The sequence below is a fragment of the Rhizobacter sp. genome (assembly GCF_035702065.1).
GTDB lineage: Bacteria > Pseudomonadota > Gammaproteobacteria > Burkholderiales > Burkholderiaceae_C > Rhizobacter.
Genome location: NZ_DASSRA010000481.1, coordinates 1 through 13,186 on the forward strand (window position 1 = coordinate 1; position 13,186 = coordinate 13,186).

The window sequence follows — 13,186 nt, forward strand, 5'->3', positions numbered from 1 at the left end:
CAGCCCAGCGCACAGAAGAGCACGTACTCCTTGTCCTGCGCCAGCTCTTGGCGGTGGTAGGGCGATTCGGGGTCGGCCCAGAACTCGAGCATGCCGCGCGGCGCGTGGAAGGCACCGGGGATGGCGCCTTCATGCTCCAGCTCGCGCACGTCGCGCACGTCGACGAACTGCACCCCCGGCTGGCCGTGCAGCGCGCGGGCCTGTTCCACCGTGTAGGTGGTGACGCGGCCCATGGCCTCGTCGACCAGGGCTTTGGCGGTCTTCTTCATGGCGTGGCTCCTCAGATGCGCCCTTTCTCCAACCAGGGCCGGCTCCATTTGTACACGCCTGCCATTGCCCCACAAGGGCCCGCAGTCAATGCGCGCCAACGATCGGCCGCCTAGACTTGCCCGATGGATCGCCCCGTCCGGCTCGACCCTTACCTCGCGATGGCCGGCTATGCCTTCTCGCTGCAGCGCGGCGACCTGCTCAAGCAGCGCGGTGAGCCGCTGGCCGCGCGGCGCAACGAGGTGGGCCTGAACGAGATGGACTATGGCGACGTGGTGCTGCGCTTCCAGGACAGCGGCCGGCTCGAAGAGATCACCATCGCCGCACCGGTGCTGCACCTGGGCACGCTCGCCATCCCGTTCGAGAACCTGCAGATGTTCGTGCAGGCGCAGGACGCGCAGTCGTTCTGGCGCGCACGCTTTCTCGTCAGCCCGGCGTTCGGCCTGGCCTTCGACCCCACCGAGCCGGCGTGGGTGACCGCGCTGGCCCGGCACTGCCTGCCCGAATGGGAGGCCCTCTGAACCTCAGCCGCCGCTCAGCCGCCGCTCACCCGCCGTACAGGTAGCTGGGCAGCCACAGCGTGAGACCGGGCCACAGGTACATGAACACCATGCACAGGATGACGATGAGCATGTAAGGCATCATCCCCGCGAAGATCTGGTTCAGCGTCACGTGCGGCGGCGACACGCCCTTCAGGTAGAAGGCCGACATCGCCACCGGCGGCGACAGGAAGGCCGCCTGCAGGTTGACGAACACCAGCGTGCCAAAGAGCAGCGGATCGATCTGGAAGTGCGCCAGGAGCGGCAGGAAGATGGGGATGAAGATCACGATGATCTCCGTCCACTCCAGCGGCCAGCCCAGCACGAAGATGATGGCCTGCGACAGCAGCAGAAACTGCAGCGGCGTGAGGTTCATGCCCATCACCCAGTGCTCGATCACCGCCTGGCCACCGAGCAGCGCGAACACCGCCGAGAAGAGCGCCGAGCCCACGAAGAGCCAGCACACCATGGCAGTGGTCTTGGCGGTGAGGAACACCGCTTCCTTGGTGCGCTTCCAGTTGAGCGTGCCGGCCTGCAAGGCCATCAGGAAGGCGCCCGCCGCGCCCACCGCCGCCGACTCGGTGGCGGTGGTGATGCCGAAGAGGATCACCCCCAGCACCACGAAGGTCAGGATGCCCAGCGGCGCCACCGACGACACCAGCATGCGCAGGATCTCGAAGCCTTCGGCATCGAGCCGCCAGTAGTACCAGGCGAGCATCGCCGCCAGGGCCGCGCAGGTGAGCGCGAACGAGAGGTAGAAGGTGTCGGGCACCGGCGGCGGGCCGTGCTCGGCCACCGGCTCGCCCAGCGCCTGCAGGCTGTCGCCGCCGGCGGCTGGCGCAGAAGACGGCGCCGCGCCGGGCGGCTCTTGCACGCCGTCGGACGACGCAGGCGGCTCCTGCAGTCCCTCTGAAGAAGACGGCGGCTCCTGCAGCCCGCCCGCGGGTGCAGGCTCCTGCAGGCTCGACGCGCGTTCGGCAGGCGCAGCCTGCTCGACCGCCGCGGGCGCCGCCGCGTTGCTGTCCTTCTGCGAATAGATGGTCACGTACCACCAGACGGTGCCCATGGTGACCACCGCCAGCAGCAAGGGCGTGAGTGCCGCACCCAGCAGGCGCAGCAGCCGCCACCAGCTCGTCGTCACGCCCTCGAAGCTGGCGTGCAGCGCGCGCCCGGGCGAGACCAGGGCGGCCAACAGGGCCGGCAGCATGCGCGGCGAGTACTGCGCCGCGATGTGGCCCACCCAGGGCGTGATCTCGGCGCGCTGCTTCTCCGGCGGCAGGCGCGGCGCGATCTTGGGGCTCAGCATGGCCCAGCCGATCACATAGATGAGGTACAGGAAGGCGAGGAAGAAGCCGGGGAACATGGCCGCGGCGTAGAGCTTGACCACCGACTGCCCGGCCACGGCGGCGTACACGATGATCATCACCGAGGGCGGGATCAGGATGCCCAACGTGCCGCCCGCCGTGATGACGCCGGCCGCGAGCCGTGTGTCGTAGCCGGCGTTGAGCATGGGCCGCATCGCGATCACGCCCATCAGCACCACCACCGCGCCGACCAGGCCGCTGGCAATGCCCCAGAAGGTGCAGATGATGAGCGTGGCCACCGCCAGCGAACCCGGCACGCGGCGGAAGGCGAGCTGCACCGCGTGGAACATGCGGTCGACCAGCGCGCCGCGCTCCATCACGTAGCCCATCAGCACGAAGAGCGGGATGGAGAGCAGCGTCTCGTTGGTCATGGCGCCGAAGGCGCGCTGCACCATCAGGTCGAAGACCTTGTTGTCGAGCCAGGCCTCGCCCGGCACGTAGAAGGCGATGAAGCCGAAGAACATGCCCAGGCCCATCAGCGTGAAGGCGGTGGGGAAGCCGAGCATGATCACGACCACGATCAGGCCCAGCATGGTCAAACCAAGCGCGGCGTTGCTCATGTGAGGTGGTCCCGGCTGCGCTGGCGCGCAGCGTCATCGATGTCCTTGGCGCGCTCGATGGCTTCCTTGCGCGCCGCGTCGTCCACGTAGGTGCTGCCCGCCAGCTGCTCTTCCACCACGTCCATCTCGTCAGCGTCCTTCAGGCGCGGCGTCCACTCGCCGGTGCGCAGGCACACCACGCAGCGAATGATCTCGGCCACCCCCTGCAGCATCACGACGGCGCCCGCCACCGGGATCACGAACTTGAACGGGTACACGGGCAGCGGCGTCGCGTTGAAGGTCTGCTCGCGCATGGCCAGCGAGGTGTTGAAGTAGTCCCAGCCGGCCCAGGTGAGCGCGCCGATGCCGGGCAGGAAGAAGACGATGAAGAGCACCAGGTCGAGCGAGGCCTGGGTGCGCGGCTTGAAGCTGCCGTAGAGAAAGTCACCGCGCACATGGGCGTCGTGCGCCAGCGCATAGGCCCCGCACATCATGAAGAGGGTGCCGTACATCATGTTGTTGATGTCGTAGATCCACGCCGTGGGGGCATTCAGCGCGTAGCGCTTGAACACCTCGGCACAGACCACGAGCATCAGCGCGACGATCAGCCAGGCAAAGGCCTTGCCGACCCAGGTGCTGATGCGGTCGGCGAGGTGGAGCAGTTGTTGGATGTTCATTCGGTGGCCGGCCCCGGCTTGCGCCGGGGCCACGGGCTGCGCCGGTCAGCCCTTCTTCGCGCCGAAGTAGCGGTTGTAGGCCATGTTGAAGTCGACCATGTAGTCGTTTTGCCAGGCCTTGGCCCGCTGCGCGAAAGCCTTCTGCGAGTCGAGCACCTTCTGGAACAGCGGGTTCTCGCCGCCCTTCTTCTTCATGATGTCGTCCCACGCATCGAGCTGCGCCTTCAGGATGGCGTCGGGCGTCTTGTAGAACTTGACGCCGGCCTTCTTCAGCTCGTTGTAGTCCTGCGAGTTGCGGTCGATGGCCTTCCAGCTCATGTCGGCACTGGCCGCCTGCACGGCGTAGTCGACGATGGCATGCAGCTCGGCCGGCAGCGCACTGAGCTTGCCCTTGTTGAACAGGATCTCGAACTGTTCGCCGCTCTGGTGGAAGCTTTGCAGCATGCAGTTCTTGGCCACGTCGGGGAAACCCAGCGTGCGGTCGCTGGAGGCGTTGTTGAACTCGGCGCCGTCGATCAGGCCGCGGTCGAGCGCGGGCACGATCTCGCCACCGGGCAGCGGGTTCACCGCCGCACCCATGGCGGTGTACATGTCGACCGCCAGGCCGACGGTGCGGAACTTCATGCCCTTCACGTCGGCCGCCTTGGCGATGGGTTTCTTGAACCAGCCGAAGGGCTGCGTGGGCATGGGGCCGTACAGGTACGAGACCACGTCCATGTTGATGGACTTGTAGATCTCTTCGAGCAGGGCGCGGCCACCGCCGTAGTAGTGCCACGAGAGCACCATGTTCGGGTCCATGCCGAAGGCCGGGCCGGAACCCCACAGCGCAAGCGCGGAGTTCTTGCCGTAGTGGTAAGCCACCACGCCGTGGCCGCCGTCGAGCGTGCCCTTGTTCACGGCTTCGAGCAGCTGGAAGGCCGGCACCACGGCGCCCGCGGGCAGCACCTCGATCTTGAGGCGTCCGCCGGCCATGTCGTTGACCTTCTTGGCGAAGTCGTTGGCGTACTCGTGGAAGATGTCTTTTGCGGGCCAGGTGCTCTGGAAGCGCAGCGAGGTGGTCTGCGCGTTCGACACCATCGGAGTGGCCAGCGCACCGGCGCCGGCAGCGGCGACGGAGGCACGTTTGAGGAAGCGGCGACGTTGCGGTGCAGGGGAAGTCACGTGATGTCTCCTTCGAGGTGGTTCGATCGACCCGGGTGCGCCCTTGAGGTGGGAGCGGATTTCTATCGTAGGGACAGCACGCACGCGTGCTGCTGGAACAAACCCGCGGAATGTGCGCTGCACGCGCTGTGGAAATTACTTATGCCGCGGGTTCACCCAGGGCCTGCACGAAGGCAGCGCCCAGCGGCGCGCGCAAGGCGGCGGCGGTCTTGCGCAGCGCGTCATCCGAGGGGCCACTCCAGCCCCACGCGCGCGCGAGGTCCGCGCGCCGATCGTCGACGGCACGCTGCATCGCATCCGATGCCGCCGTGCCGACAAGCATCTGCGCCCAGCGCTGCAGCAAGGCCACGGCGATGGCCTGCAAGGCCGTCTCGTCCCAGGTGGCGTGGCTGCGGTCGGTGCCGCGCAGCACGTTGAGGCCGCGCGCGCCGAGCGCCCCCAGCAGGCCGCCGGCCAAGGCACCTGCGCCCATCGTGAGACCACCGCTCAGCACATCGGCCTTGAGGCCGGCCGCCGCGCCACTGAGCAGACCGCCCACCACGGCGGCACGGCCCTCGACCACGCGCTTGCGCAGCGCAACCTCGGCGCCGGGCACACGCGGCGCTTCGGCCAGCGCTTCGCCTGTGCGGCCGAGCAAGGCAAGCAGGCGCGCGCGGTGCGCGGTGAGTTCGTCATCCAGCGACGCGAGCAGCGCCGTGCGACCCGCCTCGCGCGCCGCATCGATCTCGTCGCGCGCACCGCGCAACAGGCGGCCCGGCTCGGCGATGGGCTCGCGTGCGGCGGCCACGCGGGCCAGGGTCTGCGCGATCTCGTCGATGCCTGCGTCGCGCAGCGCCTGCTGGCGTGCTTCCCACGTCGCCGCCAGGCGCTGCACGCGCGCATCGCCATTCAGCAGCGGGCGCAACGCGTTCCACAAGCGCCCCTCGGGCAGCCAGCCATCGGCCAGTCGGCGCAGCGGCAATGCGGGCGGCGATGCGCTGTCGGCATCGCGCAGCACCAGCACGGGCCGCTGCAGCGCGCTCGCGCGTTCGGGCGCGGGTCCTTCCGCGGGAGTGACCAGCAACACCGCATCGATCTGCGGGGCCGGTTCGGACGTGTCACGCCAGCCAGCCCACCACCGCGACACGCGCGCGCGCCACGACACCTCGGCCATCGGTTCAGCCGAGGCGGGCACCAGCAACAGCTCGTCGCCTTCGTCGCTGCGCAACAAGGGCATGGGCTCGGCGATCTCTGCCGGCACGGCGTGACCCAGCAGCGTGACGGAAGCCAGCGATGCCGGCGCCACCCACATCAGCCGCAGCACACGTGACACGCCGGGCTGCATCAGCGGGTGCAGCGCGGTGAAGTACGGCGTGTCGAGCGCGAGCGGGAAGCGGCGCGACAAGGCCTCGGCACGCCACGCGCTCCACCACGCCAGCACCAGGCGCGGCAGCACCACCCACAGCACCAGCGTGGTCGCGTAAAGGTGAATCCAGGGCGCCGCCGTCGCCTGGGCCGGCGCACCCGGGCCCAGACGCAGCGGCAGCACGTCGGGGATGGCGATGTGGGTGAGCCAGCTGGCCGGTGCGAGCAGCACGTTCAACAGCGACTGCACGGCCGGTGCGTCGAGGAAGGTGCTTTGCCAGCCGGCGCGGTAGTCGAGCACCAGGCCGCGCAGGTAGAGGCCGGCCACCAGGCCCGCGGCGAGCATCGCGGCCGCGACATGCAGCACCAGCGCGGCGCGCTTCATCGACAAGGGTGCGGCATGGCGCGCCCACAGCAGCGAGGCCGACAGGTCCGCACCGCGCCCGCGCCGCGAGAGCCAGGGCCCGAGCGCACTGCCCACCCCACCCGGCCAGCGCAGCACCGAGGCCAGGTAGACGCACAGGTTCCACAACACCACCGCCCACACGGCGGGCGCCAGCAGGTTGACGTGCTCGGGCGGGCCGAGCCGGTCGACCACCACGCCCGCCACGAAGCCGGCCAGGCCACCCAGCCACACCAGCGCCGGGTGCCAGGCGCGGCGCTCCAGCCAGCGCTGCGCTGACGCATCGCGCGGCAGCAGGCGCTGCAAGGCGATGGCCGCGCGCGCGACGACGAAGCGCTCGGGCGTGGCCTGCTCGCCCACCACCGCGGCGGCCTGGCGCGTGGCCCACAGGCCGTCTTCCGTCGACCAGTGTTTGCCGGCGCTGTCGCCTTCGTGGGCCTGCAGCAGCAGGACCTGGCGGGCTTCCTGTTCGGTCATTCCAGGCTCAAGCGAGCGCGCGGCCGATCAGGATCTTCTGCACATCGCTCGTGCCTTCGTAGATCTGGCACACGCGCACGTCGCGGTAGATGCGCTCGACCGGGAAGTCACTCACGTAGCCGTAGCCGCCGTGGATCTGGATCGCCGCCGAGCACACGCGCTCGGCCATTTCGCTCGCGAAGAGCTTGGCCATGGCCGCCTCCTTCAGGCAGGGCTGGCCGGCGTCTTTCAAGCTCGCGGCGTGGTGGATGAGCTGGCGCGCCGCCTCGATCTGCGTGGCCATCTCACCCAGGCGGAACTGCACGGCCTGGTGCTCGAAGATCGGTTGCCCGAAGGCCACACGCTCCTTCGCGTACCTGAGCGCCGCCTCGAAGGCCGCGCGCGCCATGCCCACCGATTGAGACGCGATGCCGATGCGCCCGCCCTCCAACCCGGAGAGCGCGATCTTCAGGCCCTGCCCTTCGTCGCCCAGGCGGTTGGCGGCGGGGATGCGGCAGTTCTCGAACAGGATCTGCGCGGTGTCGCTCGCGTGCTGGCCCATCTTGTCTTCGAGCCGCGCCACGGTGTAGCCGGGCGTCTTCGTCGGCACGAGGAAAGCGCTGATGCCCTTCTTGCCGGCGTTCTTGTCGGTGACGGCCATCACGATGGCCACGTCGCCGGTCTTGCCGCTGGTGATGAACTGCTTGACGCCGTTGAGCACGTAGTGGTCGCCGTCTTTCACCGCCGTCGTCTTCAGGCCGTCGGCCTGCGAGCCCACGTGCGGCTCGGTGAGGCAGAAGGCGCCGAGCATGTCGCCACGCGCCAGCGGCTTGAGCCACTGCTCCTTCTGCGCGTCGTTGCCCCAGGCCATCAGGATGGAACACACCGGGCAGTTGTTGACGCTCACGATGGTGGAGGTGGCGCCGTCGCCGGCAGCGATCTCTTCCAGGATCAGCGCGAGGCTCAGGTAGTCGAGGCCGGCGCCGTCCCACTCGGTGGGCACGGCCACGCCGTAGCAGCCGAGCGCGGCCAGGCCCTTCAGTTCATCGGCGGGGAAGTGGCAGCTCTTGTCCCACTGGGCGGCGAAGGGCGCGATGCGGTCCTGCACGTAGGCGCGCACGGCGTCCTGCACCGCGCGGTGGTCTTCAGACAGCAGCATGGGTGCGCTCCTTGAGGGCTTGCACCAGGGCCTCGCAGTGCGCGTCGGTGCCGATGCTGATGCGCAGGTAGTCGGCAATGCGCGCCGGCTGGTTGAAGCGGCGCACGAGGATGTGGCGCTCGCGCAGGGCGGCGGCGAGAGCCTCGCCGCGGTGCGCCGGGTGGCGCGCGAAGAGGAAGTTGGCCTGCGAAGGCAGCACCTCGAAGCCGAGCGCGCGCAGTGCAGTAGCGAGACGCTCGCGGCTGGCGATCACCGCCTGGCGCGTCTGCTCGAAGTAGGCCGTGTCCTGCATCGCCGCGATGGCGCCGGCCGTGGCCAGCCGGTCGAGCGGGTAGGAGTTGAAGCTGTCCTTCACGCGCGTGAGCGCCTCGATCAGCGGCGCCTGGCCCATCGCGAAGCCCACACGCAGGCCGGCCAGCGAGCGCGACTTGGAGAGCGTCTGCACCACCAGCAGGTTGGGGTGCTCGGCGATCAAAGGCACGGCCGATTCGGCGCCGAAGTCGACATACGCCTCGTCGATCACCACCACGGCGTCGGGCCGTGCAGCCAGCAGGCGCGCGATCTCGCTGCGCGGCAGCGCGCGGCCGGTGGGCGCGTTGGGGTTGGGGAAGATGATGGCGCCGGCATCGGGCTGCGCGAGGTAGTCGTCGATGGCCAGGCCCAGCTGCACATCCAGTGGCACGGTGCGGTGCGCGATGCCGTAGAGCCCGCAGTACACCGGGTAGAAGGCATAGCTGATGTCGGGAAACAGCAGCACGCGCGGGCCGTGGTTGAGCAGGCCCATGAAGACGTGGGCCAGCACCTCGTCGGAGCTGTTGCCCACGAACACCTGCTCGGGTGTGAGCTGCATCTGATGCGCCACCGCCGTGCGCAAGGCCTTGCCGGTGGGCTCGGGGTAGAGGCGCAAGCCCTCACCGGTCTCGGCGCGGATGGCCTCCAGCACACGCGGGCTGGGCGGGTAGGGGTTCTCGTTGGTGTTGAGCTTGACGAGGCCGCTGACCTGCGGCTGCTCGCCCGGCACGTAGGGTGTCAGGCGATGAACGATGTCGCTCCAGTAGTTGCTCATGGGGTCACCAGGGGATGGGGGTACCGTCGTGGTCGAAGAAGCGGCCGTTGTCGGCCGGCGTGAGCCCGGCGATGACGCGGCGCATGTGGCCGACGCTGTCGCCCACCTCCAGGGTGGCGCCTTCGCCGCCCATGTCGGTGCGCACCCAGCCGGGGTGGAAGCTGATGCAGGTGGCCCGGCCCTGCAGCGCGATCGAAGCGTCTTTCAGCACCGAGTTCACCGCCGCCTTGGAGGCGCGGTACAACCAGCCGCCAGTCGACGAACGCGTGCCGATCGAGCCCATGCGTGAAGACAACACGACGAGCTTCGCACCCGGCGCGAGCGCATCGGCCACCTGCGGGATCACGCGCATGGGGCCGAGCACGTTGGTGTGCATCACGGTGTCGAAGTCGGCTTCGGTGGGCGGCTGCAGGCCACTGGTGCGCGGGCCGTAAACGCCGGCGCAGACCACCACCACGTCGAAGGCCGAGCCATCGACCTGCCAGGCGAGGCCGGAAGCGCTGACGGCGCTGGCGACGTCCAGCGCGATGGCGGTGGCGCCGAGGTCACGCAGGGCTTGCAGGCCTTCTTCGGAGCGCGCAGTGGCGGTGACGGCGGCGCGCTCGGCGCGGTACTGGCGCACGAACTCGAGGCCGATGCCGCGCGAGGCGCCGAGGATGAGGACGTTCATGCGAGGTGGGAGGGCATGGGGTGGCGGGTGCCCCAGGCGTGTTGTTGGATGGCTTGCCAGTCGGCTTGGATCAGGGCTTCTTTCTTGGCGCGGGCCCAGCCTTTGATCTGGCGTTCGGCGGCCAGAGCCTCCTCGCGCGAAGCGAAGTCTTGCGACCAGACAAGAACCACAGGCCGGCGATGCCGGGTGTAACCCGGATAGGTTCCCGCATGGTGTTCGGCGATGCGCTTGTCGAGGTCATCGGTGTGGCCGACGTAGTAAGAAGCGTCGGCACAGCGGAGCATGTAGGTGAAGAAGCTCATGCGGGTTCCGAGCGGGCCTTCGATACCTCAGGCTGAACGGTTGGGGGCATGCGAAGACTCACGAACACACTCCGCCCGTTCGGGCTGAGGTATCGAAGCCGTGCTCCGCACGGTGCACGCGTCACACCAACTCCACCGCCAGCGCCGTCGCCTCGCCCCCGCCGATGCACAGCGCCGCCACGCCACGCTTCCTGCCGTACTTCCGCAACGCCCCCAGCAGCGTCACCACGATGCGCGCCCCACTCGCCCCAATCGGGTGCCCCAGCGCACACGCCCCGCCATGCACGTTGACGATCTCGTGCGACAGCTTGAACTCGTGCATGGCCGCCATGGTGACGGCGGCAAAGGCTTCGTTCACCTCCCACAGGTCCACATCCTTCGCGGCCCAGCCGGTCTTCTTGAGCAGCTTGTCGATGGCGCCCACCGGTGCGGTGCTGAACCAGGCCGGCGCCTGGGCGTGCACGCTGTGGCCGACGATGCGCGCCACCGGCTGCAGCTTGAGCTGCTTCGCGGTGGACTCGCGCATCAGCACCAGCGCCGCCGCGCCGTCCGAGATGCTGGAGGCATTGGCCGCGGTGATGGTGCCGTCTTTCTTGAACGCGGGCTTCAAGCCAGGGATCTTGTCGAGCTTGGCCTTGAAGGGTTGCTCATCGAACTTGATGACCGTGTCGCCCGCCTTGCCCGGCAGCGTGACGGGTGCGATCTCCCAGTCGAAGCTGCCGTCTTCGTTCGCCTTCTTGGAGCGTGTGGTCGAGGCGATCGCAAACGCGTCCTGCGCCTCGCGCGTGAACTGGTACTTGGCCACGCACTCCTCGGCAAACACGCCCATCGCACGGCCGCGGTCGTAGGCATCTTCCAGTCCGTCGATCGCCATGTGGTCGAACATCTGGGTGGCGCCGTAGCGCACGCCCTTGCGCGCAAACATCAGGTGCGGCGCGTTGGTCATGCTCTCCATGCCGCCGGCCACCATCACGTCGGCGCTCTCGGCCTTGAGCATGTCGTGCGCGAACATCATGGCGCGCATGCCCGAGCCGCACATCTTCGAGAGGGTGACGGCGCCCGCAGACTGCGGCAAGCCGGCACCCAGCGCGGCCTGCCGCGCGGGTGCCTGGCCCTGGCCGGCCATCAGGCAGTTGCCCATCAGCACCTCGTTGACCGCATCGCCGGGCACGCCGGCGCGTTCGATGGCGGCCTTGATGGCCACCGCACCCAGCTGGTGGGCGGCGAGGTTGCTGAAGTCACCCAGCATGCCGCCGATGGGCGTGCGAGCGGCGGACACGATGACGATGGAATCGGTGGACATGGCGGTACTCCTAGGCAAGGCTGTTGTCGGTGAACGAGGCGTTGTCGCCGCGCGGCACCGCGCGGCGTTCGGCGCCGTGGTGCGGCGGGCCTTGCAACCGCCGCTGGTTCTTGAAGCGCTTGGACGTCTCGTACGGGAACACGTCGTGCACATGGCCGGCGAGGATGCGCTCCTTGTGGCCCTGCCAGAAGCTCGCGTCGAGCAGGTCGGCATGGTGCTTGAGGAAGACGTCGCGCACCGCGGCGTTGCCGAGCAGGAAGGGGCCGAAGGTCTCGGGGAACACATCGCGCGGGCCGACGCGGTACCAGACCTCGCCCGACATCTCTTCTTCCTCGTTGCGCGGCGCGGGCACCTTGCGGAAGTTGCAGTCGGTGAGGTATTCGATCTCGTCGTAGTCGTAGAACACGACCTTGCCGTTGCGCGTGACGCCGAAGTTCTTCCACAGCATGTCGCCGGGGAAGATGTTGGCGGCCACCAGGTCCTTGATGGCGTTGCCGTACTCGATGACCGCATGCGCCATGCGGTCGGGCTCGGCCTCGTGCAGGTAGATGTTGAGCGGGATCATGCGCCGCTCGATGTAGACGTGGCGGATCACCAGGTCGTTGCCGTCTTCTTCCAGCAGGCTGGGGCAGAAGTGGCGCAGTTCCTCGACCAGCGAATCCTCGAAGCGGTGGCGCGGGAAGGCCACGTTGCTGTACTCCAGCGTGTCGGCCATGCGGCCCACGCGGTCGTGGGTCTTCACCAGCAGGTACTTGCTCTTGATGATCTCGCGCGTGGTTTCCTTCTGCGGCGGGTAGAAGTCCTTGATCACCTTGAAGACGAAGGGGAACGAGGGCAGGTCGAACACCAGCATCACCATGCCCTTGATGCCGGGCGCGATGCGGAACTTGTCGCTGCTGTGCCGCAGGTGGGCGAGGAAGTCGCGGTAGAAGAGGTTCTTGCCCTGCTTCTGCAGGCCCAGCGCGTTGTAGATCTCCGAGCGCGGCTTGCGCGGCATCAGCGAACGCAGGAACTGCACGTAGGCCGACGGGATCTCCATGTCGACCAGGAAGTAGGCGCGCGCAAAGCTGAAGAGCATCTGCAGTTCGTCTTCGCCAAACAGCACCGTGTCGATCGTCAGCAATCCACCCGATGACGACCCCAAGGCGCCGTTGGCGCCGGCCCCCGAGGGGCTTGCCGCCGCCTCGGGGCGGCCCTTCGCCGGCGGCGCCGTGTGCAGGATGGGCAGCGCGAACGGCGTCTCCTTGAAGCCGTTGATGATCTTGCCGACCACGTAGGCGCCCTTGTTGCGAAAGAAGAGCGAGCTCAGCACCTGGATCTGGAAGTTGGCGCGCGGGCGGAAGTCGCCCAGCTCGCGCGCCACGGCGTTGAGCACGTGGTCGATGTCGCGCCCCAGGTCTTCGAACTCGCGCTTGAGCTGGAAGTTGTGCACCAGGCGCATCCACGTGTCGCGCAGCGTCTCTTTCGTGGGGTAGTAGGCGCGGTAGGTGGGGGCAGCGGCCGGCTCCTCGTTCTCGATGTACTCGGTGCTGACGGCCGGGCGCAGGAAGATGAAGTCGTTGTGGAAGTAGCTGCGGTGCAGGATCTTGGTCGTGACCGAATTGAAGAAGGTCTCGGCCAGCTCGGGCTGGTGGTGGTTGGTCAGCAGGCCGATGTAGTGCAGCTTGATCTGCTGCCACACGTTCATCGAGAGCGTGCTGGCCTTGAACTCGGTCTGCAGGCGCTCGGCCGCCTCGTCCACCCGCTTGTCGTAGAACTCGATGCGCTCGCGCTGCGCGCGCTGCTGGCCGTGCCAGTCGGCAGACTCGAAGCGCGCCTTCGCCTCCGCGCTGGCCTGGCGGAACAGCGTGTAGTGGCGGTCGAAACCGTCGAGCATCGCGTTGGCGATGTCGAAGGCACGCAGGTCGGTCAGCTCCTGCGGGAAGACGGCCATGCG

General features: G+C 68.4%; 12 protein-coding genes. 1 reads left to right on the forward strand and 11 read right to left on the reverse strand.

Annotation, left to right across the window (positions count from 1 at the left end; genetic code table 11):
* The coding region (locus VFL64_RS21300; RefSeq protein WP_489542389.1) for a rhodanese-like domain-containing protein at nucleotides 1–269 on the reverse strand (269 nt) is incomplete at its 3' end.
* 123 nt (nucleotides 270–392) lie between these two features.
* Here VFL64_RS21300 and VFL64_RS21305 point away from each other — a divergent pair.
* Nucleotides 393–788, forward strand: a complete 396-nt coding sequence (locus VFL64_RS21305) for a hypothetical protein (protein ID WP_489542390.1) — start codon at nucleotides 393–395, stop codon at nucleotides 786–788.
* 25 nt (nucleotides 789–813) lie between these two features.
* Here VFL64_RS21305 and VFL64_RS21310 read toward each other — a convergent pair whose 3' ends face one another.
* From VFL64_RS21310 to aceK, 10 genes are all read right to left on the reverse strand, one after another.
* Nucleotides 814–2,730 carry a TRAP transporter large permease gene (locus tag VFL64_RS21310; protein ID WP_489542391.1) on the reverse strand — a complete coding sequence of 639 codons (1,917 nt, stop codon included), beginning with the start codon at nucleotides 2,728–2,730 and terminating at the stop codon, nucleotides 814–816.
* A complete protein-coding gene (locus tag VFL64_RS21315) occupies nucleotides 2,727–3,386 on the reverse strand; it encodes a TRAP transporter small permease subunit (protein WP_489542392.1) in 660 nt (219 codons plus the stop codon). Before VFL64_RS21315 ends, VFL64_RS21310 begins: the two co-directional genes overlap by 4 nt.
* Nucleotides 3,387–3,431: 45 nt before the next feature.
* A complete protein-coding gene (locus VFL64_RS21320) occupies nucleotides 3,432–4,547 on the reverse strand; it encodes a TRAP transporter substrate-binding protein (RefSeq protein WP_489542393.1) in 1,116 nt (371 codons plus the stop codon).
* A 139-nt stretch (nucleotides 4,548–4,686) separates the two neighbouring features.
* Nucleotides 4,687–6,771, reverse strand: a complete 2,085-nt coding sequence (locus VFL64_RS21325) for a DUF2868 domain-containing protein (protein WP_489542394.1) — start codon at nucleotides 6,769–6,771, stop codon at nucleotides 4,687–4,689.
* Nucleotides 6,772–6,778: 7 nt separating this feature from the next.
* Nucleotides 6,779–7,909 (reverse strand): acyl-CoA dehydrogenase family protein, encoded by a 1,131-nt coding sequence (locus tag VFL64_RS21330; protein ID WP_489542395.1) that lies wholly within the window; start codon nucleotides 7,907–7,909, stop codon nucleotides 6,779–6,781.
* Nucleotides 7,896–8,975 carry a histidinol-phosphate transaminase gene (gene hisC / locus VFL64_RS21335; RefSeq protein WP_489542396.1) on the reverse strand — a complete coding sequence of 360 codons (1,080 nt, stop codon included), beginning with the start codon at nucleotides 8,973–8,975 and terminating at the stop codon, nucleotides 7,896–7,898. The genes VFL64_RS21330 and hisC overlap by 14 nt, the downstream gene beginning before the upstream one ends.
* Nucleotides 8,976–8,979: 4 nt before the next feature.
* Entirely contained in the window at nucleotides 8,980–9,645 is a 666-nt protein-coding gene (locus tag VFL64_RS21340; protein ID WP_489542397.1) for an SDR family oxidoreductase, read from the reverse strand.
* Complete coding sequence (locus VFL64_RS21345; protein ID WP_489542398.1) at nucleotides 9,642–9,947, reverse strand: GIY-YIG nuclease family protein; 306 nt, start codon at nucleotides 9,945–9,947, stop codon at nucleotides 9,642–9,644. The genes VFL64_RS21340 and VFL64_RS21345 overlap by 4 nt, the downstream gene beginning before the upstream one ends.
* A 121-nt stretch (nucleotides 9,948–10,068) precedes the next feature.
* Entirely contained in the window at nucleotides 10,069–11,250 is a 1,182-nt protein-coding gene (locus VFL64_RS21350; RefSeq protein WP_489542399.1) for an acetyl-CoA C-acyltransferase, read from the reverse strand.
* A gap of 10 nt (nucleotides 11,251–11,260) precedes the next feature.
* Nucleotides 11,261–13,183, reverse strand: a complete 1,923-nt coding sequence (gene aceK / locus VFL64_RS21355; RefSeq protein ID WP_489542414.1) for a bifunctional isocitrate dehydrogenase kinase/phosphatase — start codon at nucleotides 13,181–13,183, stop codon at nucleotides 11,261–11,263.
* Nucleotides 13,184–13,186 lie beyond the last annotated feature (3 nt).

Bases quoted from the DNA above. Each gene is read 5' to 3' on its own strand.
- VFL64_RS21305 (WP_489542390.1), top strand. From the start codon at position 393: ATGGATCGCCCCGTCCGGCTCGACCCTTACCTCGCGATGGCCGGCTAT.
- VFL64_RS21310 (WP_489542391.1), bottom strand. From the start codon at position 2,730: ATGAGCAACGCCGCGCTTGGTTTGACCATGCTGGGCCTGATCGTGGTC.
- VFL64_RS21315 (WP_489542392.1), bottom strand. From the start codon at position 3,386: ATGAACATCCAACAACTGCTCCACCTCGCCGACCGCATCAGCACCTGG.
- VFL64_RS21325 (WP_489542394.1), bottom strand. From the start codon at position 6,771: ATGACCGAACAGGAAGCCCGCCAGGTCCTGCTGCTGCAGGCCCACGAA.
- VFL64_RS21330 (WP_489542395.1), bottom strand. From the start codon at position 7,909: ATGCTGCTGTCTGAAGACCACCGCGCGGTGCAGGACGCCGTGCGCGCC.
- hisC (WP_489542396.1), bottom strand. From the start codon at position 8,975: ATGAGCAACTACTGGAGCGACATCGTTCATCGCCTGACACCCTACGTG.
- VFL64_RS21340 (WP_489542397.1), bottom strand. From the start codon at position 9,645: ATGAACGTCCTCATCCTCGGCGCCTCGCGCGGCATCGGCCTCGAGTTC.
- VFL64_RS21345 (WP_489542398.1), bottom strand. From the start codon at position 9,947: ATGAGCTTCTTCACCTACATGCTCCGCTGTGCCGACGCTTCTTACTAC.
- VFL64_RS21350 (WP_489542399.1), bottom strand. From the start codon at position 11,250: ATGTCCACCGATTCCATCGTCATCGTGTCCGCCGCTCGCACGCCCATC.
- aceK (WP_489542414.1), bottom strand. From the start codon at position 13,183: ATGGCCGTCTTCCCGCAGGAGCTGACCGACCTGCGTGCCTTCGACATC.